The 24,924-nt window shown below is 68.6% G+C and carries 19 protein-coding genes; 6 read left to right on the forward strand and 13 right to left on the reverse strand.

Annotated features, from left to right (window positions below; translation table 11 throughout):
* The first annotated feature begins 215 nt into the window (after positions 1-215).
* Both RCH15_RS17900 and RCH15_RS17905 read left to right on the forward strand, forming a co-directional pair.
* Positions 216-1,094, forward strand: a complete 879-nt coding sequence (locus RCH15_RS17900; RefSeq protein ID WP_326962002.1) for a universal stress protein — start codon at positions 216-218, stop codon at positions 1,092-1,094.
* 62 nt (positions 1,095-1,156) lie between these two features.
* Positions 1,157-2,164 carry a zinc-dependent alcohol dehydrogenase family protein gene (locus RCH15_RS17905; protein ID WP_326962003.1) on the forward strand — a complete coding sequence of 336 codons (1,008 nt, stop codon included), beginning with the start codon at positions 1,157-1,159 and terminating at the stop codon, positions 2,162-2,164.
* Positions 2,165-2,186: 22 nt separating this feature from the next.
* Here RCH15_RS17905 and RCH15_RS17910 read toward each other — a convergent pair whose 3' ends face one another.
* The 3 genes from RCH15_RS17910 to RCH15_RS17920 all read right to left on the reverse strand — a co-directional run bounded on the left by RCH15_RS17910 (position 2,187) and on the right by RCH15_RS17920 (position 7,601).
* Positions 2,187-5,360: an HAD family hydrolase gene (locus RCH15_RS17910; protein WP_326962004.1), complete on the reverse strand. Its 3,174-nt coding sequence runs from the start codon at positions 5,358-5,360 to the stop codon at positions 2,187-2,189.
* An 85-nt stretch (positions 5,361-5,445) separates the two neighbouring features.
* The gene (locus tag RCH15_RS17915; RefSeq protein WP_326962005.1) at positions 5,446-6,453 is read right to left on the reverse strand and encodes a polysaccharide deacetylase family protein; all 1,008 of its coding nucleotides are present in this window, start codon (positions 6,451-6,453) and stop codon (positions 5,446-5,448) included.
* A gap of 32 nt (positions 6,454-6,485) precedes the next feature.
* Positions 6,486-7,601, reverse strand: coding sequence for an SDR family oxidoreductase (locus RCH15_RS17920; protein ID WP_326962006.1), 1,116 nt, complete (start codon positions 7,599-7,601; stop codon positions 6,486-6,488).
* Between the two features lie 201 nt (positions 7,602-7,802).
* Here RCH15_RS17920 and RCH15_RS17925 point away from each other — a divergent pair, with 201 nt between their 5' ends.
* Entirely contained in the window at positions 7,803-9,785 is a 1,983-nt protein-coding gene (locus RCH15_RS17925; RefSeq protein WP_326962007.1) for a heavy metal translocating P-type ATPase, read from the forward strand.
* Here RCH15_RS17925 and ppsA read toward each other — a convergent pair.
* The 7 genes from ppsA to RCH15_RS17960 all read right to left on the reverse strand — a co-directional run bounded on the left by ppsA (position 9,733) and on the right by RCH15_RS17960 (position 19,702).
* On the reverse strand, positions 9,733-12,123 hold the full coding sequence (gene ppsA / locus RCH15_RS17930; RefSeq protein ID WP_326962008.1) for a phosphoenolpyruvate synthase: 2,391 nt from the start codon (positions 12,121-12,123) through the stop codon (positions 9,733-9,735). The genes RCH15_RS17925 and ppsA overlap by 53 nt on opposite strands.
* 33 nt (positions 12,124-12,156) lie before the next feature.
* On the reverse strand, positions 12,157-14,790 hold the full coding sequence (locus tag RCH15_RS17935) for a cation-translocating P-type ATPase (protein ID WP_326962009.1): 2,634 nt from the start codon (positions 14,788-14,790) through the stop codon (positions 12,157-12,159).
* A 297-nt stretch (positions 14,791-15,087) separates the two neighbouring features.
* A complete protein-coding gene (locus RCH15_RS17940; RefSeq protein WP_326962010.1) occupies positions 15,088-15,882 on the reverse strand; it encodes a glycosyltransferase in 795 nt (264 codons plus the stop codon).
* A gap of 4 nt (positions 15,883-15,886) precedes the next feature.
* A complete protein-coding gene (locus RCH15_RS17945; protein WP_326962011.1) occupies positions 15,887-17,308 on the reverse strand; it encodes a bifunctional PIG-L family deacetylase/class I SAM-dependent methyltransferase in 1,422 nt (473 codons plus the stop codon).
* Positions 17,302-18,405: an acyl-CoA dehydrogenase family protein gene (locus tag RCH15_RS17950; RefSeq protein ID WP_326962012.1), complete on the reverse strand. Its 1,104-nt coding sequence runs from the start codon at positions 18,403-18,405 to the stop codon at positions 17,302-17,304. The genes RCH15_RS17945 and RCH15_RS17950 overlap by 7 nt, the downstream gene beginning before the upstream one ends.
* A 171-nt stretch (positions 18,406-18,576) precedes the next feature.
* Positions 18,577-19,254 carry an O-methyltransferase gene (locus RCH15_RS17955; protein WP_326962013.1) on the reverse strand — a complete coding sequence of 226 codons (678 nt, stop codon included), beginning with the start codon at positions 19,252-19,254 and terminating at the stop codon, positions 18,577-18,579.
* A 64-nt stretch (positions 19,255-19,318) separates the two neighbouring features.
* Positions 19,319-19,702 carry a thiamine-binding protein gene (locus tag RCH15_RS17960; protein ID WP_326962014.1) on the reverse strand — a complete coding sequence of 128 codons (384 nt, stop codon included), beginning with the start codon at positions 19,700-19,702 and terminating at the stop codon, positions 19,319-19,321.
* Between the two features lie 164 nt (positions 19,703-19,866).
* Between RCH15_RS17960 and RCH15_RS17965 the strand changes: the two genes are divergently transcribed.
* Positions 19,867-20,499 (forward strand): TetR/AcrR family transcriptional regulator, encoded by a 633-nt coding sequence (locus RCH15_RS17965; protein WP_326962015.1) that lies wholly within the window; start codon positions 19,867-19,869, stop codon positions 20,497-20,499.
* A 46-nt stretch (positions 20,500-20,545) separates the two neighbouring features.
* Here the strand turns inward: RCH15_RS17965 and RCH15_RS17970 are convergent, their stop codons facing one another.
* The 3 genes from RCH15_RS17970 to RCH15_RS17980 are packed head-to-tail and all read right to left on the reverse strand — an operon-like array spanning position 20,546 to position 22,064.
* Complete coding sequence (locus tag RCH15_RS17970) at positions 20,546-20,857, reverse strand: AzlD domain-containing protein (RefSeq protein WP_326962016.1); 312 nt, start codon at positions 20,855-20,857, stop codon at positions 20,546-20,548.
* Complete coding sequence (locus tag RCH15_RS17975; RefSeq protein WP_326962017.1) at positions 20,854-21,594, reverse strand: AzlC family ABC transporter permease; 741 nt, start codon at positions 21,592-21,594, stop codon at positions 20,854-20,856. Before RCH15_RS17975 ends, RCH15_RS17970 begins: the two co-directional genes overlap by 4 nt.
* Positions 21,594-22,064 carry a DoxX family protein gene (locus RCH15_RS17980; RefSeq protein ID WP_326962018.1) on the reverse strand — a complete coding sequence of 157 codons (471 nt, stop codon included), beginning with the start codon at positions 22,062-22,064 and terminating at the stop codon, positions 21,594-21,596. The genes RCH15_RS17975 and RCH15_RS17980 overlap by 1 nt, the downstream gene beginning before the upstream one ends.
* A 110-nt stretch (positions 22,065-22,174) precedes the next feature.
* Between RCH15_RS17980 and RCH15_RS17985 the strand changes: the two genes are divergently transcribed.
* Together RCH15_RS17985 and RCH15_RS17990 are read left to right on the forward strand one after the other, a co-directional pair.
* Entirely contained in the window at positions 22,175-23,158 is a 984-nt protein-coding gene (locus tag RCH15_RS17985; protein WP_326962019.1) for an ABC transporter ATP-binding protein, read from the forward strand.
* Entirely contained in the window at positions 23,151-24,743 is a 1,593-nt protein-coding gene (locus RCH15_RS17990) for an ABC transporter permease (RefSeq protein ID WP_326962020.1), read from the forward strand. Before RCH15_RS17985 ends, RCH15_RS17990 begins: the two co-directional genes overlap by 8 nt.
* Positions 24,744-24,924 lie beyond the last annotated feature (181 nt).

The following is a 24,924-nucleotide window of genomic DNA, read 5'->3' on the forward strand; positions in this document are numbered from 1 at the left end:
CCGCGACACCAAAAAAAGCGACAAACTCCAGGAAAAAGAAGAACAAGACATCACCCAAGGCCGCGAACTCCGCGAACACCACACCACCACAGACGCCGCGGACGCGGCGGACAGTTCCACCCCGCGGGACCAAAGCCCCTAGCCCTTCCCGGCCGATGGAGTTCTACTGGGGCGAAGCAACCGCCCGAGGCGGACACGGCTGACGGGGAGGACGCATGACGACACCCGCCGCAGGGCACGCGCCCACCACGGTCGCGGTGGGATACGACGGGTCTGAGGCAGCCCAGGAGGCCGTCCAGTGGGCCGCGGAGTACGCGGTGGCCGCGCAGTACCGGCTCCGCGTGGTCCACGCCTGGGTGTGGCCTGTGTTCACCAAGAACCTGGGCCCCGTTAAGGGCGTCGAGGGTAGCGGCCTGCGGCACTCGGGAGAGGCAATCCTCGCGGCCGGCGTGGACCTGGCCCGCCGCTCCTTTCCAAATGCCCGCGGTTCGGGCGGTCCCGGCGTCGAGAGCGTCCTGGAAGCGGGACTTCCGGCTCCCGTCCTGCGCAAAGCTGCCCGGGATGCCCGTCTCCTGGTGGTCAGCAGCCGTGGGATCGGCGGCGTATTAGGGCAGCTCGCGGGTTCGGTCTGTCTCGATCTGGCTGGCTCGTCCCCGTGCCCGTTGATGGTCATCCGCCGCCCGCGGAATTCCGGCGACGCCGGGGCGCCGGTGGTCGTCGGCATCGACGGGACTTCCCGGACCCCGGCAGCACTGGCCGGTGCCGCCCAACTCGCCGGAGTGCTGGGAAATCCTTTGCGGCTCATCCACATCGACCAGACCCGCGGGACGTCCCGGGCAAGGCACGGTCGGCATGCGCCATTGCACGGACAGGAACTGCTGGACCACGCACTGGAGGAAGTTCAAACCCTGGCGCCGGAGCTGCCGGTCTCCGGCATCCTGCGGGAGGGCCACTCGGCATCCAAGGAGCTGCTGGCGGCCGCCGCCGACGCGGAGGTTCTGGTAGTCGGAACCCACAATCGAGAGGGCGGACCAGGAAATACGGTCACAGCCGTCCTCAACAAAGCGCGCTGCAACGTCCTGATTACGCGCTGACCGCGCTCCACCAGACACCGCCTTCAGAGGGGAGCTGGAGGTTCTAGCAGAGGAGGACGCCCGTGCGAGCCTGGCGGGTAGAACGGCCGGGGCCGATCAGAAGCGGCCCCTTGGTGGCGGCCGAGTGCCCCGATCCCCTCCCCGGCCCCACGGAGGTACTGCTTCGGGTCCGGGTCTGCGGAGTCTGCCGCACGGACCTGCACCTGGCGGAGGGCGACCTCGCCCCGCGGCGCCCCGGCGTGATTCCCGGCCACGAAGTCGTGGGCGAAGTTCTCCGCTGCGGGGACCGTGCCACGCGGTTCTCCCCGGGCGACCGGGTAGGCGTAGCCTGGCTCGGCGGGACCTGCGGACTCTGCCGCTTTTGCCTGCGGGGAGAGGAGAACCTCTGCCTCTCCCCCGTGTTCACCGGCTGGGACCGCGACGGCGGCTATGCCGAACTCGTCACCGTGGCCGAGGCCTTCGCCTACCGACTCCCCACCCGCTTCTCGGACGAGGAAGCCGCGCCCCTGCTATGCGCGGGGATCATCGGCTACCGGGCGCTCTGCCGTGCCGGGCTGCCCATCGGCGGCCGGCTGGGCATCTACGGCTTCGGCGGCTCCGCGCACCTGGCAGCGCAGATGGCCCTTTTCCAGGGCGCGCGCGTCTACGTGATGACCCGGTCAGAGGAAGCACGCCGCCTGGCCCTTGAGCTGGGAGCGACTTTTGCCGGCGGCGCCGAGGAGTCACCGCCGGACCCGCTGGACTCGGCAATCCTCTTCGCTCCGGCAGGCGGTCTGGTCCCCGTCGCCTTGCGCGCCCTGGACCGGGGCGGCATCCTGGCGGTGGCCGGCATTCACTTGAGTGACATCCCGCCGCTGAACTACGCCACGGAGCTGTTCCAGGAACGCCAGCTGCGCAGTGTCACCGCCAACACACGGGCCGATGGCGAGGAGTTCTTCCGCATTGCGGCGGAGATCCCGTTGCATCCCACCACGGTGTCCTATCCGTTCGCCGCCGCAGACCAGGCCCTGCTGGACTTGGCAGAGGACCGGGTGACCGGCGCAGCAGTACTCCGGATGGAGGCGCTGTAGCTGGAGCTTGGGCTCTCCGGAGTCAGTCGTTCTCCCGCAGGAATACGTGCTCTTCGCCGGCCCGGAGCAGCACCCGCTTGGTTCCGACGCGCACCAGCACGGGGGCGGCGTCGCCGGGCGCGGCCGATACCGACAGACGGTCGCGTTCCAGCTGGACGGCAAGCATCTGATCCCGGTAGCGGACCTGGAAATGCACGCGGCTGAGTTCGACGGGCAGCCGCGGCGCGAAGTCGAGGGCATCGCGGGTAATCCGCAGCCCGGCAAAGCTGCGCTGGACCACGTCGATCGTCCCGGCCATGGCGCCCAAATGGATACCGGCACTGGTGGTTCCACCCTGGGTGTCGTCCAGGTCTGCGTCCAGGGCCTCACGAAACACCGCCCACGCCCGCTCGGGATCCCGCTGCGCCAGAACCGACGCGTGCGCCACCCGGCTGAGCGTTGAGCCGTGCGCTGTCCTGGCCAGATAGAAATCCACCGTGGCAGCCATCTGGGCGGGCGTGACGGCGTAACCCATCCGGGCCAGGAATTCGATGAGCTGGTCCTCGCCCAAAACGTACAGCAGCATCAGGACGTCAGCCTGTTTGGCGAGCCGGTAGTGATTGGTGCTGTCCCCTTCCGCCTCCAGGATCAGATCCAGCCGTTCGATAAGCCCGTAGGTGCGACGGTAGTGCTTCCAGTCAAGCTCCCGCAGGGCACTGTAACCCTCGAACTGGCTGATGACGCCGTCGTCGTGGAAGGGAACGTACATGCGGCGGCTGAGGTGTTCCCAGGCCTTGATCTCATCGACAGTGACCAGCAGCCGGACACGCAGTTCGTCCATATCGAACCCCCGGACGGAATGCATGATCCACACGGCCTGATCGAACACCCAGGCCGCCATGATGTTGGTGTACGCGTTGTCGTCCAGGCCCCCGCCAGGGTCGCCCGGGTCACCGGTGTGGTACTCGTCCGGGCCCATGACGCCGCGGAGGTGGAAACGGTCACCGGCCTGGTCTAACTCCGCCATGGACGCGAAGAACCGGGCGACGTCGACGATGATTTCGGCACCGTGCTCGGTCAACCACCCGCGGTCCTGGGTGGCCTCGAAGTACTGCCACGCGTTGTAGGCGACAGCCAGTCCGACATGCCGCTGGAGCCGGGAATGGTCCTGCATCCAGTGCCCGGACCGACTGTTGAACAGCAGTCCGGGCGTCTGTTCGGTGCCGTCGCTGCCGCTTTGCCATGGGAACATCGCCCCTTTCAGGCCCGCGGCCCGGGCCGCCGCGCGCGCCGCACCGAGCCGCCGCCACCGGTAGTCGACCAGCTCCCGTGCGACGGAAGGCAGCCTGGAGTTCAGCAGCGGGAGAACGAAGAGTTCGTCCCAGAAAACGTGTCCCCGGTACCCCTCTCCGTGTAATCCGCGGGCCGGTACGCCCGCATCCAGTTCTGCGGTGTGCGTGGTGAGCGTCTGCAGCAGATGAAATACGTGCAGGTTCAGGATGAGTTGCGCCTGCGAGCCGTCGTCGAGCTCGATGACGAAGGGGGCGAGCAGGATCGCCCAGGCGGCCTGGTGCTCGGACAGCAACGCGGCAAAACCCTCCGGCGCGCGGGCGAGAACATCCTTGACGGCGGTCAGCGGCGCGGCGATGGCGTGGTCGCGGGAGGAGGCCACGGCCACCGTCTTGAGAATCGTCACCGGCTCCCCGGCAGCGACGGAAAGCTCGAAGCGGTGCGTGTGCAGCCCGCCCAGCTCTTCGGTGACCGCGGCCCCGGCCGGTCCGGAGCCACCGGAGACGTCGGTCCGGAGCGCCAGGGCGATCCCGATTCCGCTGGTTACAGTCCTGGCTTCCACGGTGAGGGTGGCGGTCCCGGGGCCGGGCCCGGCTGCGGCCACCCTGACGGATCCCACATGCCGGTTGGACAGCGCCGCGTCCTCGGGGACGTTGGAGTTGGTAACGTCAGTGTCGCAGCCGCTGCGGACGCTGACGCCGCCCTCCCAGCCGACAGCTGTGATGACCGTTTCCAGTGCGGCGAGGTTTGGCGTGGCCATGGACACGAGGCGGCGCTGCACCAGCCGGAGTTGCCGGCCGACGGCGTCCTCCAGCAGCGCTTCGCGGGTGAGTACTGCGCATTTGAGGTCAAGGGTGCGCCGCTCGCTGCGCAGGGTGAGCCCGCCCTCGGACCACCACGCACCATCACCGATCCGGAGGTCCAAGGGCAGCCAGTCGGGGATGTTGACCATGTGCTCATCGACGGTTTCCTGGCCAGCCACCTCGCTGCGCAGGCTGTTGTAGACGCCGGCGAGATAGCTGCCGGGGTAATGCACCGCGCCGGCGCGGTGTTCGGGGGCGGCGCCACGGGTGGCGAGGTACCCGTTGCCGAGGGTGGTGAGGGCCTCGCGGTGGCCCTCGTGCGCCGGGTCAAAGCCCTCATAGACCAGCAGCCATGGGTGGGTGAGGACGAGCCCGATGTCCAGCTGGCTGACATCCTCGACGATGATGCTGGCACCCGCGCCCTCCAGCAGGTCCCTGCGGCCGGCCCGGTCGATTCCGACAACCAGTCCGAAGCCCCCTCGCCGGCCCGCCTGCACGCCGGTTACCGATTCCTCGATGACCATCGCCCGGGCCGGCGGGATCCCAAGCCGGCGCACCGCTTCCAGCGGCAGGGCGGGGGCCGGTTTTCCGGCGACGTTGCGGTCCAGGGCCGTCTGCCCGTCGATGATGTGGTCGAAGGTGTTCCCAAGTCCCGCGGCGGACAGCAGTGCGCCGGCATTGCGGGCCGAAGTGGCAAGAACCACCGGTATCCCGCCTGCTTTCAGCCGGCCGAGGAGGTCAGTGGTGCCGGGAAAAGCCCGGACCGGGTTGTTGCTCAGGAGTTTTTCGAACACGTCGTTGTAGCGGGCCGCGAGGCCGAACGCGGTCCAGTCCCCGGAGCCGTCCGCCGGTGAGCCCCCGGGAATGGCTCCGCCGCGGGAGCCGAGAAAGGTGGTGACCGCATCTTCCCAGGTCCGGCCCGCAACCAGGTTCCGGTAGTCGTCAGTGCTGAACGGTTCCCGGCGGGTCCCGGCGGGAAGCCTCGGGTCCTGGAGGGCTTCGTCGAAGACTTGCTGCCAAGCCGCTGCGCGAAGCTCCACCGTGTCCGTGACCACGCCGTCGAGGTCAAAGATCACGGCATCCACAGGTGCCAGGGCTGCGGCAAGGGTGGGCGACTCCGTCATGCCTTAGTCGTATCAGGCATCCGGCCACCGCGACAGTGGCCGCCCACCGCAATGTCCGGTTAGTCCCGGACTTCCCTGTCGGCCATCAGCGCAGCAGCGCGTTGAGGGTGGTGAAGCCGTAACCGGCCTGGCGGATCCGTTGGATAATCCCGGGCAGGGCATCGGCGTCAAGGGTGGTCCCGTCGTCGGGGTTGGAGCCGATATGCATCAGCACGATCTCCCCTGGCTGGAGCCGGGCAAGCGCACGGTCCGCCACGATTCGCTCCGTGATCCCGCCACTGCTGCCCTTCCAGCCGAGGGTGTCCACGGTCCAGCGGACGGGCAGGTAACCGTTGGCATTGACCGTGGCGATGGTCCGGGCGTCACGGTCGCCGAGGGGAAAGCGGAATAGGGGCCGAGGGTCCACTCCGCCGGCCTGGATGGCCTGCTGCGCCCGGGCCAGTTGGTTTCCGATGGCGGCGTCGGAGAGTCCGGTGAAGCCCGGGTGGGTCATCGAGTGGTTCCCCACCCGATGGCCGCCAGCCACGATAGCCGCCACTCCTGCCGGGTTGGCGACGGCCCAATTCCCGGTGAGGAAAAACGTGCCGCGCACACCAGCGGCGGCCAGGGTTTGGAGGATGCTCGGCAAGCCCGCCGAATTGGCTCCGGCGTCGAACGTCAGCGCCACCACCGGACCTGCCCCCGGGATTACCTCGAGGTCGCGGCCGGCGAGCGCGGCGGGGAACGGCGCCGGGGGTTGAGGCGCCGGGACAGTGGGCGCCGGTGGTTCCGGCGCCGGGACGGTAGGCGCCGGTGGTTTAGGGGCCGGTGGTTCAGGGGCAGGGACGGTGGGCACCGGAGCGGGCACGGCCGGAACCGTGGCGCTGGGGACGGTACTGTCCGACGGCGTGGAACCCGTCGTCGGACTCTCGGACGGGCCGGGAGTCGCGCTGGCCGTCGCGCCGGACGGGGCCGAAGATGCTGGTGACGGTGCAGGAACGGCCGACGGCGGCACCGCCGTCAGCACGACGCCCAGCACCACGGCGGCGGCCAGCAGCAGGACGGCAATCGCGGCCGCCAGCCATCGGCGCCGGCCCGAGAAAAGGGACCACATGCTTCACTGTGGCACCACCCGCCGCCGCCAGACTAGGGCTGAAGGGCCCGCGGGCCCTGGGGTGTGGCCGGAATCAGGCGGTCGGCCTGAAAGCGGTCGAACAACCGCAGGAAGGCGTCTTCCGTCCGCCGGTATCCGGTGAATCCCGCGAGGCGGCTCTTGCTCATGTCCGTGACCACTTCGAGGTTCCGCCCAAGGTCGCCGTCCGTATGCCACCAGGACGCCACCCGCGCCAGATCGGGTTCGGTCAGCCCGTGGCGGGCGGCGAGCTCTGCCCAGAGGCCCTCCTTGCCGAGCATCTGCTGTTCCAGTGGGCGCGGCCGGCCTTCGTATCCCACGGCTTCCACCCCAAAATAGGCGGCCAGCGCAGGCCACATGCGCCGCCAGCGGAAAACGTCGCCGTTGACGATGTTGTAGGCCTGGCCGGCCACTCCGTCGGCGGTGGCCGCCCAGATCATGTGTTCGGCCAGCAGCCCGCTGTCGGTCATGTCCGTCAGGCTGTCCCACTGCGTCTCGGAGCCGGGGAAGATAAACGGCTGACCGAGTTCCCGGCAAATGGATGCCTGGACGGCGAGTGTGAGGCCCATATTCATGGCGTTGCCAACGGCATGTCCGATCACCGTGTGTGCACGGTGAACGGACCAGCCGAAGCCCTGCTTCTCGGCGGCAGCCCACAACTCGTCTTCCTGGGCGTAATAGAAGTTGGGCGTCGGCAGCCTCGGTTCGCTTTCCCGGAAAGGGGTATCGGGCATCTCCCCTGCCGCATAGGCTTCGAACGGGCCGAGGTAGTGCTTGAGCCCGGTCATGAGGGCCACGTGTTGCACCGGATGGCCGCTGAGGCTGACGAGCAGGTTCCGCAGCATAGCCGCGTTGGTGTCGATGTTTTCCTGTTCCGTGTTCATCCGTGACCACGCGGTGTAGAACACATGGCTCGGCCGCTCGCCCGCCAGGGCTGAACGCAGGCTCTCGACGGAATTGAGGTCGGCACCCACCTGGCGGACGCCGCTGCGCCGGACGCCGCTGCGGGACAGCGCAAGCACGTCCCAACCCTCGTCCGCCAACTTCTCAACCAGGGCGGATCCGGCAATTCCGCTGGCTCCCACCACCAGGGCAGTTCTGGTCTCGACGTTCTCTGCACTGCTTTCCATGGCATTTCCTCCTGGTACTGTCCCGCTGCGCGGAGCGCTCCCGCTGCGCGGGGCTTGGTCCGCCCGGACCGTTTGGGTGGTCACGGCTTTGCCCCGCTCCAGCCTAATCTGCGTCTGCACAGCGCCTCGCCGGCGGGGTGGGCAGTAGGATGCAAAGAGGACGACGCCTAATTCCAACGCGAATGCTGAGGCAGGATTGCCGTGAAAACTTTGCTCCGGTATCCGCTTGTTGCCGGCACTGTCGGTGCCCTGCTCGCGGTACTCCTGCTGCTCGTGTCCGGGCAGCCGCTGATTGCGCAGATAACGGCCAGCATCTATGCCCTTGCTGTGGCGGCCTATCTGGCGGTGGGCATGGTCCGCCGGCTGATGGGCGGCCAGTGGGGCATCGACATCCTGGCCGTGACCGCCATCGTCAGTACTGTTCTGGTGGGCGAGTTCATTGCCTCCATGATCATCGTCCTGATGATGGCCGGGGGCACGGCCCTCGAGGACTATGCGGCCGGCCGCGCCAAGAAGGAACTGACTTCCTTGCTGGAGCGCGTCCCGCAGACGGCGCACCGGGAGCGCAACGGAACCTCCGCCGCCGGAACCAGTCCAGCCGATACCGCCGACGGTGACAACCACGCTGGTGGCCAGCACGAGGATATTGCGGCCACTGACGTCCAGATTGGTGACATCCTGCTGGTCAGGCCCGGTGAAGTGGTGCCGCTGGACGGGATCCTGCTGTCGAACGCGGGCAGCTTCGATGAGTCCTCCCTCACCGGCGAGAGCCTTCCGGTGGAACGGGTGGCCGGCGACGGGCTCATGAGCGGCTCCCTCAACGGCGAAGCCGCAGTCCGGATGCAGGTCACCACCCGGATGGAGGATTCGCAGTACAGCCGCATCGTCGCCCTGGTCAAGGAGGCGGCGGACAGCAAAGCACCCATGGTGCGGCTCGCGGACCGGTATGCCGTGCCGTTCACCGCCCTCGCCTACCTCCTCGGCGCGATCGGCTGGATCGTCAGCGGCAGCCCGGCGCGGTTCGCCGAAGTGCTGGTGGTGGCCACACCGTGCCCCCTGCTGATTGCCGCCCCGGTGGCATTCCTGGGCGGCATGAGCCGCGCTGCGCGGGGTGGCATCATCGTCAAGTATGCCGGCGTCCTGGAGCAACTGAGCCGGATCAAGACCGCCGCCTTCGACAAGACCGGCACCCTGACCTACGGCCGCCCGGCCTTGGTGGCCGTCCGCACGGCGGGGTCCTTCACCGAAGACGGTGTGCTGGGGCTGGCAGCCTCAGCCGAGCAGTATTCCTCCCATGTGCTCGCCGCTTCCGTCATGGACGCCGCGCGGAGCCGCGGGCTGGTCTTCGAGACTGCGACGGAAGCAACCGAGTTCGCCACCCACGGCGTCCGGGCGCGCTTCGACGGCCGCGACGTGGTGGTCGGCAAGCCCAACTTCGTGGCGGAATCAGCCCCCGGCGTGGTGGAGATGGAGCTTGCCAGCGGCGAACTCGCCATCTACGTCGGCGTGGCCGGGGAATTCGCCGGCGCCCTGGTGATGAGCGACCCCATCCGCAGGGAGACCCGCCGCACCTTGGCCGAACTCCAGGGCCTTGGCGTCACCGAGACGGTGATGCTGACCGGCGACGCGCTTGCCACTGCAGAGCACATCGCGGCCGAAGCCGGGCTGACCGATGTCCGTGCCGAGTGCATGCCAGCTGACAAGGTCGAAGCTGTCCGTTCGCTGCCGCTCCGTCCCGTCCTGATGGTCGGCGACGGCGTCAACGACGCCCCCGTCCTGGCCGTCGCCGACGTCGGCATTGCGATGGGCGCGCGCGGCTCGACGGCGGCGGGCGAGTCGGCCGACGTCGTCATCATCCTCGATGACTTGTCCAAAGTGGCTTCCGCCGTGCGGATCGGCCAGCGCACCATCAAGGTTGCTCTGCAAAGCATCTGGATCGGCATCGCGCTGAGCGTGGCGCTGATGGTTGCGGCCGCGGCGGGTTACGTCCCCGCCATCGCCGGCGCCCTGTCCCAGGAGCTGGTGGACCTGGCCACGATCCTCAATGCGCTGCGGGCGCTCAGCGCCGGCAAGAACGGCGCCGGCAAGAGCAGCTCCGCAACCATGGCAGCGGGGCAGGAACCCGGCGGATCTACGGGGAAGTCGCCAGTTTCTCGGCTTCCGCGATCCGCGGAACGGTCCTGAGGTAGCTGTCCGGGTTCAGGGAGATCGAATCAATGCCCTCGCTGACCAGGAACGCCGCGAATTCCGGGTGGTTGCTGGGGCCCTGGCCGCAGATGCCGATCTTGATCCCGGCCGCGTGCGCCTTCCGGATCGCTTCGCTGATCATCACTTCGACAGCTTCGTCGCGTTCGTCGAACAGCGCCGCCAGCTGCGCCGAATCCCGGTCCACGCCTAGGACCAGCTGGGTGAGGTCGTTGGAGCCGATCGAGAAGCCGTCGAAGCGGGTGGCAAACTTTTCGGCGAGGACCACGTTGGAGGGAATCTCGCACATCATGTAGATTTGCAGACCGTTCTGGCCCCGGACCAGGCCGTTTGCTGCCATGACGGCCAGCACCTTGTCCGCCTCCTCCGGAGTGCGGCAGAACGGAACCATCACGATGATGTTCCCAAACCCGAGCTTTTCCCGGACGCGTTTGAGGGCCGCGCACTCCAGTGCGAATCCCTCGCGGTACCGCTCGTCGTAGTAGCGGGACGCGCCGCGGAAGCCGAGCATGGGGTTTTCCTCCGGTTCTTCGAAGGCGGAACCGCCGATCAGATGCGCGTACTCGTTGGTTTTGAAGTCACTGAGCCGGACAATTACGGGCCGAGGATGGTGCGGCGCGGCGATCTTGGCGATGCCGAGGGCGAGCGCGTCCACGAAGTAGTCCTTCGGGTCCTCGAAGCCGCTGGTCAGGGCACGGATTTGCGCCGCTTCCTGCGGGTCGGTGACCTTCCCGGGATGAACCAGTGCCATCGGGTGGACCCGGATCAAGGCACTGATGATGAACTCCATCCGGGCCAGCCCGACGCCGTCGGCCGGCAGCCGCCACCATTGGAACGCGGCCGCGGGGCTGGCGATGTTGACCATGACTTTGGTGCGCGTCTCCGGCAGTTCCCCCAAGTCCACGTCCTCGGTTTTGTAGGCGAGGCTGCCCGCGTACACCCGGCCTTCGTCGCCCTCGGCGCAGGAGATGGTCACGGGCACGTCTTCGGCCAGGACGGTGGTTGCGTTGCCGGTGCCCACGACGGCGGGCACGCCGAGTTCGCGGCTCACGATCGCGGCGTGGCTCGTCGGTCCGCCGCGGTCAGTCACGATGCCGGCCGCCCGTTTCATGATCGGAACCCAGTCGGGGTCCGTCATTTCGGTGACCAGGATGGCGCCGTCGCGGAATTTTTCGATGTCCGCGGCGCTCCGGATCACGCACGCCGTGCCTTGGGCGATGGAGTCGCCGATCGCGGCTCCACGCGCCAGCACCGTCCCCGTTTCGAGGAGATGATGGAGGGTGAACCGGGACCCGGTCTTTTGCGACTGGACGGTCTCCGGCCGCGCTTGGACCATGAACAGTTCTCCGGAAACGCCGTCCCGGGCCCACTCCATGTCCATTGGCCGGGCGTAATGCTCCTCCACGCTCACGGCCCAGCGGGCCAGGGCGAGGATCTCGGCGTCGGACAGGACGAATGCGCGGCGTTCCGCGTCCGAGGTGTCCACCATTTTGGTGCGTGCGTGGCCGCCCAGGCTGTAGACCATTTTCCGGTCTTTGGAACCGAGGGTCTTTTCGATGATGGGAGCGAACTCCGCCTCCGCCAGGAGAGGCTTGAACACCAGGTACTTGTCCGGGTTGATGGTGCCCTGGACCACGGTTTCGCCGAGCCCCCAGGCTGCGCTGACTACTGCCACGCGCGGGAAGCCTGAATCCGTATCGATGGAGAACATCACGCCGGAGGCGCCGACGTCGGAGCGCACCATGCGCTGCACCCCGATCGAGAGCGCAACGTCGAGGTGGTCAAAGCCTTTGACCTCGCGGTAGCTGATGGCCCGGTCGGTGAACAGCGAGGCGTAGCACCTCCGGCAAGCGTCCAGGAGTTCCCGTTCGCCGGCAATGTTGAGGAACGTTTCCTGCTGCCCGGCGAAGCTTGCGTCCGGCAGGTCCTCGGCGGTGGCGCTGCTGCGGACCGCAACGGAGAGCCGGTCCAGTCCGGCGCGCGTGCCCAGGTCCCGGTAATGCGAGCGGATGGATTCAGCGATGTCCTCGGGAAACTCACTGTCCAGGAACAGTTCCCGGATGGCTTCCCCCGTGGCCCGCAGGGAGGCTTCGCCGTTGCGGTAGGACAGGATCCGCGCGCGCATCGCTGGCTCGATCCCGTTGGCGTCGATGAACCTTCGGTAAGCATCCGCGGTGGTGGCGAACCCGTCCGGAACGCGCACCCCCTTGGTTTTGAGCGACTGGATGAGTTCGCCGAGGGAGGCGTTCTTGCCGCCCACCTGAGGGACATCGTCCATGCCAATTTCTTCAAACCACAGCACCGGGGATTCAGCCATGGACCCATCGTGTGGTGGCAGGCCGGTCCGGTGTCAGAGGCTTTCGACCCCGGTGGCCGGAACGGCCTTTCCTGCCCGGTGATGGCGGACCGTTTTGTAGAGCCAATCTGCGAGGAGCACGCCCGGTATGGCGGCGAGCGCCACGGCCAAGCCACCGGGCGACGGCGGGGCGTGGCCCAGCAGGGCGGCCAGCGGTCCAAGGAACAGGAAAACCGCCAGGAGCCCCAGCTCTGCCAGCACAGCCCAGATCAGCAGCCGGTTGCTGAACCAGCCAAGCCGCCACGGCGGCGTGGTGGCACTGCGGCAGGCGAACGCGTTGGCGAGCTGGGCCAGGACCACGGTGGTGAACGCGGCACCGGAGGCGGCCATCAACACATCAGCCGCCGGCAGCTCCGCCCCCGGCACCCAGCCGGCGCCGAGCAGCACGGCCGTGTACGCCGTCATCTCAAACACGGCCTCCACCGGGCCCAGCAGCCCAAACACGCGCAAGAGCAGGGCCCGGTCCATCAGGTGCCTGCGCTCCGGCGGACGTTTGAGCGTTCCCTTGCTCGGGGCCTCGCTGCCGAGTGCCAGGGCTGGGAGCAGATCGGTGCCGATGTCGAGGGCCAGAATCTGCAGCACGCTCAGTGCCAGTGGGAAGCGGCCACCGGAGAGTGCCCAGATCACGAACGGGGTGAGCTCGGCGACGTTGTCCGTCAGGTGGTAGGTCAGGAAGCGCCGGATGTTCGCGTAGGTGGCGCGGCCTTGTTCCACGGCGGCGATGATGGTCGCGAAGTCGTCATCGAGCAGCACCAGGTCCGCCGCTTCGCGGGCCACGTCCGTGCCGCTGCGCCCCATGGCAACGCCGATGTCGGCCTGTTGGAGGGCGGGGCCGTCGTTGACGCCGTCGCCGGTCATCGCCACCACGTGGCCCCGGCGCTGGAGCAGACGGGCCACCCGCAGTTTTTGTTCCGGAGTGACCCGGCTGACCACCACGCCGTCGCGGTCCAGCAATGCAGTCAGGACGGCGTCGTCCTCGGGCAGGTTGTGTCCTTCCAGGACCAGCTCCGGCGTTCCGATCAGCCCGGTTTCCCGGGCGATGGCGGCAGCAGTGAAAGCATGGTCGCCGGTGACCATGGCCACTTTGATGCCGGCTTCGCGGGCCGCCTCAAGCGCGACGCGGACCTCGGCGCGGGGCGGATCATGCAGGCCGATCAACCCCAGCAGCGTCAACCCGCGCTCCGCTTCTTCCAGTTCGAAGTTGGCGCCGGGCAGGCCGGGCAGGCTCCGCTGTGCCACAGCCAGGACCCTGAGACCGTGCGAGGCCATCTGATCGACCATCTGCAAGACGGGGCCGGCACCGTCTCCGCACAGTGGAATGACTGACTCCGGGGCGCCTTTGACGTACAGCGTGGTCCCGACGATCGCTGATTCCCGCAGCCGCCGGGGATCAAAAGCGAAGCGGTGCGATACCGCGGGTTCATCGCGGTGCGGCCCGGCGGCTGCCAGCCGGGTGGCGAGAGCATCGATGGCGGCTTCCATGGGGTCCCCCTCGGCCTCCCACTGCCCGTTGTGGAGCACCGCGCGGCCCACGGACGCTGCCAGCGCGGCGGTACTGAGATGGCGGGCCTCCCCGGCGCCCGTCCCGCTGACCTCTGCCTCCGGCCCGTACCCGGACCCGATGACGCTAAGCACCCCTGCCGGAGTCCACACCTCGACGGCGTTCATCCGGTTCTGGGTGAGCGTGCCGGTCTTGTCCGTGCAGATAAATGTGGTGGAGCCCAGTGTTTCTACCGCTTCCAGGTTCCGGACCAGCGCGTTGCGCTGCGCCATGCGCTGCGCCCCGACGGCCAGGGACAGCGTGACTGTGGGTAGCAGGCCCTCCGGCACCAGCGCCACCATGACGCCGATGGCAAACAGGAAGGCGTCCCGCCAGGAGATCCCGACCAGGAGGGAGAGCACAAAGAACAGGACACCGATGCTCAACGCCATGACCGCGGTGATGCGGACGATTCGCTGCAGTTCCCGGGCCAGGGGGCTTGGGGGCGCCTCGACCTTTCCCGTCAGGGCCGCAATTTCGGCGAGCCGGGTGTTCGCGCCCGTGGTTGCGACCACGCCCTCCGCCTGGCCGTTGACCAGGAAGGTCCCACCAAAAACAGTGTTCCCCGGCACCTTGGCGAGCGCCTCGCTTTCGCCGGTGAGCATCGATTCGTCCACCGAACAACCCGCTGCCACCGCCAGCCGAAGATCCGCCGGGACCCGGTCGCCGGCAACCAGAACCACGGCGTCGCCCGGCACCAGCTCGGTGGTGTGGACCTTGAGAATCCGGCCGTCCCGGCGGACTGAAACCATTGCAGGGAGCAGCTCACGGAGTTTTGCCGCGGCATGCTGCGCCCGCTCCTGCTGGATGTAGGCGAACACCCCGTTGACAAGGATCACGACGGCGATTGCGATGGCCAACTGCGGCATGCCTGCCACGTAGGCCAGCACTGAGGCACACCACAGCAGCACGGCGAAGAAGTGGGTCAATTCCGCCAGCAGCCTCCGCCAGGCGGGTACTGCGCTGGTCTCCGGCAGCTTGTTCGCCCCGGCCTGAGCGAGTCTGCGGGCCGCCTCGGAGGAGCTCAGTCCGGCCACGCCCGGCAACGTCCCGGCGCCGGTCCCTTCGGCCGGAGCCTCCGGCGTCATGGTTTCCCGGGGCCGTATAAGCGCAATGCTGTAGACCGACCGGCCCGGGACAGGTAGCTCATGGATCGAGGGTGCGCCCCTGCCGTGCCGGGTGGTTAGGGCCAAAGGTCACGCCGGGATGGGGAAGCCGCTGCGTCATCTGGGCGTGGCTTCAGCCCGGGCCTGACAGAAGGTCCCGCGCGTGCCGGTTTCCGGCCCGACGGGCACTATCGCGGTCGCTTGGGCGAGACCTACAGTCGGCATGGACTCGTAGATGCTGGTGGCGAGCAGGACCACCGGCGTCAAGGAGACTCTGCGTTAGCCGGCCGCGGGCGGGGAGTGCCGTCCCAGCGTGCGGAGGTAGGAGCCGAAACCGTGCGGTGCCCTGGCCTGGATCCGGCCCGAGGTCAGCACGCGCACGCTATCGGTGGCTGTCACGGTGAACCCGCGGCTTCGAAGGCTTTGCACCAGGGTCCGGTCCTCGTGCGAAGCAAGTTTTGGGAAGCCCCCGGCGGCGAGGTAGGCGGAGGCTCTGACCCCGAAGTTGGCGCCGTAAATGTGCGGATGGTCCTCCTCAAAGGGGTGGCGTTCCAGCCAGCGCCGCAGCAGCTCCGGATCCATACCGGCAGGGTCCGGTTGCACCGAGCCCAGGACGGCGTCGGCTCCAGCCTCTGCAAATTCCAGTTGGCGGACGAGCCAGTTATCCGGGACCTGCGAATCAGCGTCGGTATTGGCCAGCCACGTGCGTCCTGCCCACGGCGGCGGCGTCCACCGTTTGCCGGGCGGCCGACGCCGGGACGTTCCGATCCCTGCGGCCCGGATGCCGGCGGCTCGGCTGGCACCGGCGTTGCGGAAGCGCACCTCGAGGGCCCTGAAGCGCCGGTCCGCCGATGTGTAGCCGGCCGTGATGCCCGCGGATCCGTCGGTGCAGCTGTCCAGGACCACGATGACCTCGACCTCTACGTCGGGGCGGCGCCGGTGCAGGGCGTCGGCGGCGCGCTGGACGGCCAGCAGGGCGCGGCCGAGGTGCTCGTCCTCGTTGTGGGCGGGCATGACGACGGCGACCCGCTCGATGGCGTGCCCGCGCGGCAGGGGCAGGACGGCGGCGGACATACGCTTACTTTCCCGGGACCGGAACAGCGCCCGTACCCGGCCGAGGGTTGACGGACTCCGGCGCCGTCAGGATCTCGAGGATGAAGTCGCGTTCCCGGTACAGTCCGGCGTCGGCCCAGCCGAGTTGGCGGCGGGCGGCGGCGTGCACGGCGTCGCCGTCGAGCTCCCACCCGGTGACGGGATGGCGCCAGTGGCACAGAGCCAGGGTTCCGCCGGGCAGGAGGGCGGCTTCAACCCGTGCCAGCAGTTCGGCGAGCTCATCTGGCGCAAGGTAGTAGCCCACCTCGGAGATGACAATCAGGTCGAAACGCCCGTCCGGCCAGTCCCGCGGCACGGTCAGGTGGCGTGTCCGGGCGGCAGGCAGGTGCTCGAGGCGCCGGGCGGCGCGGGCCAGCGCCTCGCTGCTCGCATCGACGGCCAGAAAAGTGGTGCAGCGTGGCGCGAGGTCCGCGCTGAGCGTCCCGATGGAGCAGCCGATCTCCAGTCCTGCCGCGTAGCTCTCGCCGGGCAGGGCTGCGAGGGTCAAGGTGCGTTTGCGCTGCTCGTACCAGCTGGTGGTGTAATGCCAGGGGTCGTCGGTTCCGGTGTGGACGGCGTCGAAAACGCGTTCCGCGTCGGCGGCCGCGTAGGAACTGCCGCCAGCGGCGGGGCGCTGCCAGGCGAACGTCTCAAACGACCGGTCGAAATGTGCCAGGAAATCTGGCGGGAGCAGCACTTCGTCCCCGGGCTGCCCGGACAGGGGGCGGACTTGGGAGGCGTGCTCGGCCATCGCTGCTGCCTTGGCCCGCTGGTCCGCCGGGTCCAGCGGCAGCCGCAGCCAGGACTGCCAGGCCGGGTCCGCGGCGTCCGCCCAGAGCCAGTACCAGATGGGATATTCGAGCAGTCCGTGGCCGCCGGCGGCAGCCGCCTCGGCGGCAGCGGCTCCCAGCGCCTCGTGGTCGGTGTGGCCGTCGTGCCGGTAGGGGGCCACGAGGGTGATGCATTCCGCTGGAAGCCCGGAGCCGGCCGCCGCGTCGGCGAGGGCGTGCTGCAGTGCGTCGCGGACCGCGGGCAGGTGTTCGGCGAGTTTGCCGTCTGGCAGGGAGAGGAAACGCCACTCCGGATCCGCCAGCAGGTGTCCGAGTGCGCCCTCAAATTCCTGGAGCCGTACGCCGGCGAGCTGTTCCGGCGTTGTGGTGGGTGAGTCCGGGTGGGAGGCCTCCCCGGCTGTGCACAACAGCACCGTGACCCGGGCGCCGAGTCCTCGCAACCGGGCCATCAGCCCGCCGGCTCCCAGGGACTCATCGTCCGGATGCGCGGCCAGGACGATGAAGGCCTGGCCGGCGAGCTCCTCCGGATCAAGCGGCAGCTCCGGAAGCGCGGCCAGTGGGCTGGCTGCCCAGGCATCCTCACCGGTTCCCGTGTCCTGATGGGTGAACTTCACCACGGGTGGTCTCCTTTGAGCGTAAGGGCTCCGAGCTGCGCGTCGTCGCGCATCCCGTGGTGCTGGCGGATGTACAGCGACAGGTCGGCCATGCGCTTCCCGTAGACGGGGTCGAAGGCGAGCGGGGCCGGCCCGAGGTTTTGGCTGACCAGAGCCTGAATGCGTTCGACGGCGGAGGCCACGTTCCCGCGGATTCGGAGCGCCTCGCTCCAGGCGCCGGTATCGGAAAGTTCGCCGGCATCGATTCTGCCGGCGGTCCAGGCCAGGTATCCGCTCAGGGCCGTGAGAGTGCGGTCGATCTCGCCGAGGGAGGCCAGCGCGAGCTGGTCCGGGTCCCGGCCGCCGGCGGCAGCCGTGAGCAGGGCAGCCTTGAATCCTCGGGCCACAGCCACCGCCCCGCCCAGCCAGCAGGCCGCCACGCCCATGCCGCCCCACGCGAAGCCGGGCCTGCGGTAATACCAGCCGGCGTCGCCCAACGGCATGGCCGGCACGGCGTCGAAGTGCACCGTGCCGCTGGGAATTTCCCGCAGTCCGTGGCTGGTCCACAGGGGGTCGTCGAAGCTGACCCCGGGGGCGTGGAGGTCGACGGCGAAGGCAGCCCGGCCGCCGTCGTCCAGATGGGCTGTCACCACCGCGTGGTCAAGCTCGGGTGCCAGGGAGCACCAGGGCTTGGCGCCGTGCAGCAGGAACGAACCGTCCGCCGTCGTGGCGTGGAGCCGAAGGCCCGCGGCTTCGGCGGCGAACACTCCCCAGGCTCCGGCGAAGGTGTGCCCGTTAAAGGTGGGATGGTCCTGGACGTTCGGCACTGCCTGGCTGGCCTGGGCGAGGATCGCTGTAGCGTCAAGATGGGGTTCGATGGCACGGCCGGCAGCGACATCGACGGCAGTCACAGACGCCAGAATCTCCCACAGATAAGCTGTCCGGCCCTGACCCGGCTTCGGCGCTTCTTCCGCCGCGGTTTTTGCCAGCTGCAACAACGCCGGCACATCGCCGACGGCGGCGCGGGCTGTCTCCAGCAGGGGGGTGAGGCCGGCCAGTTGTTCCGGCGCTGAACTGATCCTCACGGCGGCGGGCCGTGGCGACTCGGGGGTCCGGTTCATGGGGGCCTGTTCTTTTCGAAGGGTCTTGGTCCCGCGGGCGTCCGCTCCTGCGAGCTGGGTTACTGCGCAGTACGTGCGGGCCGTCCCCTAAATCAAAGCACACTTAGCACCTGGGGCATTCCGGCGGTCGGCGGGGCCGGGCGGCGGTGTGCGGAGCGGCGCCGGCCGGGGCTACAGGACCCGCGCCAGTGCGAAGCCGTCCCAGCCCTTGGACCCCACGGTCTGGATAACGGTGCCATCCAGCCTCGGGTCCTCTCCGAGCATGTGCAGCGCGCTGATGATGCCCGGGGCGTTGAGGGAATCCATACTCGGATCCAGGACGGCGCCCTCCCAGACCACGTTGTCCATCACAACGGCGGTGCCGGGCCTGCCGAGGCGGATGGCCCATTCGAGGTAGTACGGGTTGTTTTCCTTATCCGCGTCGATGAAGACAAAGTCGAAGGGCTCCGCATCTTCGGCAGCGAGTGCCTGCAGGGTCTCCAGCGCGGCCCCCACCCGGATTTCCACGAGGTGTCCCAGCCCGGCGGCGTCGACATTGGCCCGGGCCACGTCGGCGTGGTGCGGGAGGTATTCGCACGTGAGCAGCCGGCCGCCGTCGGGCAGCCCCTGGGCCATCCAGAGTGTGCTGAAGCCGGCCAGCGTTCCAATCTCCAGCACGCGGCGGGCACCGGAGAGTTGGACCAGCAGCTTCAGCAGTTTCCCGGCGTTGGGGGCGACTTCGATGGCAGGCATGCCGGCCTCGAGGGCGGCGGCGACGGCGTGCTTCAGCGAGTTGTCCGGCCGGACCACAACGTCGGACAGGAAGTTCTCGACGGCGGTCCAGCGGGCGGAGGGCTGATGCTCGATCATCTGCCCAGTCTTCCATTTGGGCCATCCGGGCGGTAGGGCGTGGGCCGTTCGGGGCGGCCGGGTCCTAGCCTGTTGCCGGATCCGCGGAGTTTCCGAGTGCGTGTTCCAGCCGGTCCAGCTTTCCGGTAAGTTCCCCGGCGAAACCAGGCCGGATGTCCGCCTTGATCACCAGTGAGACCCTGCTGCCGTAGCGGCCCACAGCCTCGGTGGCGCGCTTCACCACGGCGAAGACTTCATCCCACTCCCCCTCGATGGTGGTGAACATTGAGTCGGTGTGGTTTGGCAGGCCGGACTCCCGGACGATCCGCACTGCCTCGGCAACAGCGTCGTGGACGGAAGCCTCGTCCGCCGGAATCGCGGCAGAGCCGGCAGATACGTCATCGGCGGATGGGCCATCGGCGGGGCGCGTTGGCCGGCCGGAAGGGGCAACTGAAAATGCTAGCAACATGGCCCCAGTCTTTCACGTGCGACGGGTGCCGCAGCCGGGAACCGGGCCCGGAAACTTCCCGCCTCCCGTCCGGACGGCCGCCGGGAGTGGCCGGGGATCCGTCACATTAATCACTACCCGTAAGTAACCTCCCCACCCCGCCTTAGCGTTGCTACCCTAAGCGAATGAACCGGGTAGCAGACCGCAGGCCGCTCCGCGCCGATGCTGCGCGGAATGTGGACAAAATAATTACCGCCGCCCGCCTGTGCTACCGGGAGCGAGGGCCGGATGTCCCGCTGCAGACCATCGCGGAGACGGCAGGAGTCGGCCCCGCCACGTTGTTTCGAAACTTCGCCGACAAGGAAGAACTTGTCCTCGCGGCGCTGCACCGCCAGCTCGGGCTGCTGGTTGATCCCGTCATCGCAGAGGCGCTGGCGGGGCCCGATGCTGCAGACGGACTTTTCCTCGTCATTGACGCTTTGATGGGCGTGGCCAGCGAGGAAGCCAATCTTTTGGGGGCCGTCGCCGGCCGGCGCGGCCTGCTTACCGGCATCACGGGTGACTTAATCGAATCCGTGGCCGTCCTCCTGGGCCGCGGTCAGGGTCAGGGGACCCTGCGCAGTGACATTTCCATGACGGACCTGATCCGCCTGCTGGCCATGCTGATCGGTGTGGTGGACACGATGGAGGCGGGTTCGGATGCCTGGCGCCGCCCGGTGGCTCTGGTCGAGGATGCAATCCGCACGGAGCGTCCGCACCGGCCCCTGCCTCCGCAGGCGCCCCTGCCGGGCACAGCGTTCGACTCCGTGCTGGGTTAGAACAGCGGCCCCCTCCGGCTGGGACCGCCTGCCCGCGGCAGGGCCGCTAGCTCCAGCCGAGCAGCCTGAGTACGGCTGCCGCACCGGCTCCCGCGAGGACCACCACAAGGAACGGTGCCCGGAACGCCAAGGCAACGCCGGCCGCGGCCAGCGCCCCCAGCCGGGCGTCCAGCACAAGCAGCTGGCCCGAGGCCGCTGTATTTACGATCGTCAGGGACGCGAGCAAGCCAATGGTCATGGTCCCGGCGATCCGGGACATCCGGGGGTCCCGGAGCACGCTGGCCGGGACCAGGTAGCCCAGCAGCTTCCAGGCGTATGCCAGCAGGCAGGAGAGCAGCAGCCACAGCCAGAGGTTCATGACGCATCCCCGGCCGGACGCGAGTGTGGGTGTTCGGCGTACGGGTCGACGTCCGGCTCCAATCCTTCGTCGCTGCGGCCCCGGCTGAACCAGCCGATTGCCGCCGCCACCACCGCGGCGACCAGGATCGGTACGCCGGCGGGTACGAAGGGCACGGCCAGCACGGTAGCCACGGCGCAGACCACCGCGATCGCCACGGGTTCGCGGCCCTTGAGCCGCGGCCAGAGCAAGCCCAGGAACGCGGCCACGGCGGCGCCGTCGAGACCCCACTGCTTGGGGTCCCCCAGGGCCCCTCCGGCCAGAGCACCCACAGCGGTGAACAGGTTCCACAGAATGAAGATGCCCAGTCCCGCGGTCCAGAAGCCGCGTTTCTGCTCAAGCGGATCCGTCTGCCCGGTGCTTGTGGCCGTTGACTCGTCAATGGTGACGTGGGCTGCCGCGAACCGCAGCCAGCCCCGGGGCTGCAGCAGGGCGTTGATCTGCATTCCGTAAATCCCGTTGCGCATCCCAAGCAAAGTGGCGGCCCCCATCGCAGCAATGCCGGAACCGCCCCCTGCCACCACGCCGATGAACGCGAACTGCGATCCGCCGCTAAACAGCAGCAGGCTCAGCGCCATGGTCTGCCAGAAGTCGAGTCCGGAGGTAACGGACAGCGCACCGAAGGACACACCGTAAAGTCCCGTGGCGATGCTGATGGAGAGTCCCACCCGCACTGCCGGGGACGTCAGAAGCCGCACTACCGGGCGGGTTTCCGCCGGAATGGCGAAGCCGGCGTCGGACGCCGCAGACTCCAGGCCCAGGCGATGAGCGGGGCCTGCAGCGGGAGCCTCAGCGTGTGGACGCGACGCTGCCCGGGCGTCCCCGCCGGACCGTACGCCTTGCGCAGGGCGTCGAGGTGGCCGGCGAGGAAAAGGGCGAACATCGCCGTGACGCCACCTGCCGTGGCCCGGCGGGTGGCGGGAATCAAGAGGCCGACGGCGGCGGCCGCCTCCAGCAGCCCGCTGAGCGCCACCCATTCCTCCCGGGACAGCACGGCGAAGGGGCTGTTGGTCTGTCCGGCGGTGTCATCCCGGCACAGGTACTCCGGAACAACGGGGCCGAAGAACGCCGGATCGTCGAAGTGCTTGGCGGCGCTGGTGAGAAGAAGGGCGCTCATCGCCACAGCGGAAAGCGTCTGGGTGTCCCGGCCGGACCAGCGAAATGGCATGGAACAACTCAATCACAGCCAACGATCGGCCGCTAACCGGAAGTGGCGGCCCCTGGATCGGGACTTTCCGCAGGGGGCCGCGTCCGTCTTTCCGGCGTACCTTGTTGTCTATGGGCAGCGTGGTGGAAATGACCGGCGTCGTGAAGCGCTTCGGAACAGTGACGGCCTTGGACGGACTGGATTTTGAGGTGAATGCCGGCGAGGTGCACGGTTTCCTTGGCCCCAACGGGTCGGGCAAGTCCACCACTTTGCGGCTCCTTCTTGGCCTTCTGCGCTCCGACGGGGGTAGCATCCGGGTGCTCGGGATGGACCCTTGGCACGACGTCGCGCGGCTGCACCGCCGGCTGGCCTACGTCCCGGGCGACGTGGCTCTTTGGCCCAACCTGACGGGCGGCGAAGTGATCGACCTGCTGGGCCGGCTGCAGGGCGGCCAGGACCGCGCACGCAGGGAGCGGCTCCTGGCGGTGTTCGAGCTGGATCCCAGGAAGAAGGCCCGCACGTATTCCAAGGGAAACCGGCAGAAAGTTGCCCTGGTTGCCGCGCTGGCCACCGACGCTGAACTCTTCCTGCTGGACGAGCCAACCAGCGGGCTGGACCCGCTGATGGAGGACGCGTTCCGCGGCTGCATCCGCGAACTGCGCGGGCAGGGCCGCACGGTGATCCTGAGCAGCCATATCCTCAGTGAAGCCGAGGCGCTGTCGGACCGGGTCAGCATCATCCGCGCCGGGCGGGTCGTGGAGACCGGCCCGTTGGAGCAGCTCCGGCATCTGACCCGTACGTCGGTGACCGCGGACGTCGTCGTGGTGCCTGCGGGCCTGGACCTCCTGCCCGGCGTCCACGACGTCGTTCTCTCCAACCACCGGGTGAGCGCCCAGGTGGAGCCCGCCGGGCTGACCCACCTGATGCAGGCACTGGCGACGGCGGGACTGACCTCGCTCACCAGCCAGCCGCCGACGCTCGAGGACCTCTTCCTGCGTCACTACGGAGATATCACCGCCGGGATTCCGGCTGCAGCCATCGGTGCTTCCTCCGGCGGGCCGGGTTCCCGGACCACCAACCGGGAGCCGGGCCGGCGGCGGGCCGGCCATGCCTGAGACTTTCGCTGGAACCGGCGTCCTGATCCGGCTCGGACTGCGGCGGGACCGCTGGATGCTGCCGGTCTGGATCGTCGGCTTTGCCCTGGTCACGTACTCGACGGCGCTGGCCGGCACCGAGCTCTACCCGGATGTGACGAGCCGGGTCGAGGCGGCCACCGCCCTCAATGCGACTGCCTCGATGGTGGCCATGTTCGGACGAATCTACGATCCCTCCTCGATCGGGGCCCTGTCGCTGATCAAATACACCGCTTTCATGACCGCGATCCTTGCCGTCCTCATGGCCGTCCTCATCATCCGGCACACCCGCGGCGACGAGGAAAGCGGACGCCTGGAACTGCTCGGCGGCGGGCGGCTGGGCCGTGACGCGCCGCTGGCGGCCGCCCTCACCATTGGTCTCGCCGCCAACGTCCTGCTCGGGCTGCTCTGCGCCGCAGCGCTGGCCGCCGGCGGATTGCCGGCCGCCGGATCCGTGGCTTTCGGCCTGGGATGGGCTGCCACGGGAATGGCCTTCAGTGCCGTCGCCGGTCTCGCCGCACAGCTGACGGCCAGTGCACGGGCCGCGACGGGGATCAGTATCGGCTTTGTGGCCATCACCTACGCGCTGCGCGCCGTCGGAGACCTCGCTGAGCCTGGACCCTCCGCGCTCTCGTGGGTGTCGCCCATCGGCTGGAACCAGCAGATCCGGGCGTTTGCCGGAGATCAGTGGTGGGTGCTGGTGCTGCCGGTCTGCTTGTCCTTGGCGCTGATCCCGGCAGCGTTCGCGCTCCGCGCCCGGCGCGATCTTGGGTCCGGTCTCCGTGCGGAACGTCCCGGGCCGGCAGTCGGTTCCCTCTCAAGCGTCTGGGACCTTGCGGTGCGGCTGCAGTACCGCGTGCTCGTGGCGTGGGCCATGGCGTTCCTGGTATTCGGCGTCGTGATCGGTTCCCTGGTCAGCAACGTAGCGGAGCTGCTGAGTTCACCGAACGCCCAGGACGTGATCAAGCTGCTCGGTGGACCTCAGGCCCTGAGGGACGCCTTCCTGGCCGCGGAGATCAGCGTGATGGGGTTGCTGGCAGCGGGCTATGGGGTGTCCGCCGCCAACCATTTGCGTAGCGAAGAGACGGCGGGACACACGGAGGCGTTGCTGGGCACTGCCACCACGCGCATCCGCTGGGCCAGCAGCCACTTCACCCTCGCCTTGGGCGGGGTCGCCCTGTTGCTTCTGCTGGCGGGAGTCTCGATCGGAGTTGGCGCTGCCGTCGCCGTTAGCGACCCTGAAGTGGTGGGTCGCAGCACCGCGGCCGCTCTTGCTCAGGTTCCGGCTGCGTGGGTGGTGACCAGCCTGGCTTTGGTGGTGTTCGGCTGGGCGCCCCGGTTGGCCGGGGCAGTTTGGGGTATCCTCCTGGCCTTCGTCGCCCTCGGAGAGTTCGGCGTGCTGTGGAATGCGCCGCAATGGCTGATGGACCTCTCTCCGTTCAGGCATTCCCCGTTGCTCCCGGTGGACACTGGCGATGCTGCGGTGCTGATGGCCCTCACCGTGGCCGCAGCCGCTCTGACGGCGCTGGGCTATGTTGGCTGGCGGCGCCGGGACCTCGAAGCCTAGTTCTACTGAGCCGGGATGCGCGGAAGTTGGCGCTCTGCCTCGGGGACTGCACTCTTGCCCCGGCTTCCGTCCTCAACGGCGCCCTGGTTGCGGTTGGACCGAATTTTGTCGGTGCCTCGTGGTGTGATGTGAGGGTGAAGGACGGGCCGGTTTTGGGCTGGGAGTGCGTGGACGCGGTGGA

The sequence above is a fragment of the Arthrobacter sp. MP_M4 genome (assembly GCF_035984855.1).
Classification (GTDB): Bacteria; Actinomycetota; Actinomycetes; order Actinomycetales; family Micrococcaceae; genus Arthrobacter.

What these genes read in the sequence shown, in the direction of transcription:
- RCH15_RS17900 (WP_326962002.1), top strand. Translation starts at nt 216, where the DNA reads ATGACGACACCCGCCGCAGGGCACGCGCCCACCACGGTCGCGGTGGGA.
- RCH15_RS17915 (WP_326962005.1), bottom strand. Translation starts at nt 6,453, where the DNA reads ATGTGGTCCCTTTTCTCGGGCCGGCGCCGATGGCTGGCGGCCGCGATT.
- RCH15_RS17920 (WP_326962006.1), bottom strand. Translation starts at nt 7,601, where the DNA reads ATGGAAAGCAGTGCAGAGAACGTCGAGACCAGAACTGCCCTGGTGGTG.
- RCH15_RS17990 (WP_326962020.1), top strand. Translation starts at nt 23,151, where the DNA reads ATGCCTGAGACTTTCGCTGGAACCGGCGTCCTGATCCGGCTCGGACTG.
- ppsA (WP_326962008.1), bottom strand. Translation starts at nt 12,123, where the DNA reads ATGGCTGAATCCCCGGTGCTGTGGTTTGAAGAAATTGGCATGGACGAT.
- RCH15_RS17960 (WP_326962014.1), bottom strand. Translation starts at nt 19,702, where the DNA reads ATGTTGCTAGCATTTTCAGTTGCCCCTTCCGGCCGGCCAACGCGCCCC.
- RCH15_RS17970 (WP_326962016.1), bottom strand. Translation starts at nt 20,857, where the DNA reads ATGAACCTCTGGCTGTGGCTGCTGCTCTCCTGCCTGCTGGCATACGCC.
- RCH15_RS17985 (WP_326962019.1), top strand. Translation starts at nt 22,175, where the DNA reads ATGGGCAGCGTGGTGGAAATGACCGGCGTCGTGAAGCGCTTCGGAACA.
- RCH15_RS17940 (WP_326962010.1), bottom strand. Translation starts at nt 15,882, where the DNA reads ATGTCCGCCGCCGTCCTGCCCCTGCCGCGCGGGCACGCCATCGAGCGG.
- RCH15_RS17955 (WP_326962013.1), bottom strand. Translation starts at nt 19,254, where the DNA reads ATGATCGAGCATCAGCCCTCCGCCCGCTGGACCGCCGTCGAGAACTTC.
- RCH15_RS17965 (WP_326962015.1), top strand. Translation starts at nt 19,867, where the DNA reads ATGAACCGGGTAGCAGACCGCAGGCCGCTCCGCGCCGATGCTGCGCGG.
- RCH15_RS17950 (WP_326962012.1), bottom strand. Translation starts at nt 18,405, where the DNA reads ATGAACCGGACCCCCGAGTCGCCACGGCCCGCCGCCGTGAGGATCAGT.
- RCH15_RS17910 (WP_326962004.1), bottom strand. Translation starts at nt 5,360, where the DNA reads ATGACGGAGTCGCCCACCCTTGCCGCAGCCCTGGCACCTGTGGATGCC.
- RCH15_RS17935 (WP_326962009.1), bottom strand. Translation starts at nt 14,790, where the DNA reads ATGACGCCGGAGGCTCCGGCCGAAGGGACCGGCGCCGGGACGTTGCCG.
- RCH15_RS17980 (WP_326962018.1), bottom strand. Translation starts at nt 22,064, where the DNA reads ATGCCATTTCGCTGGTCCGGCCGGGACACCCAGACGCTTTCCGCTGTG.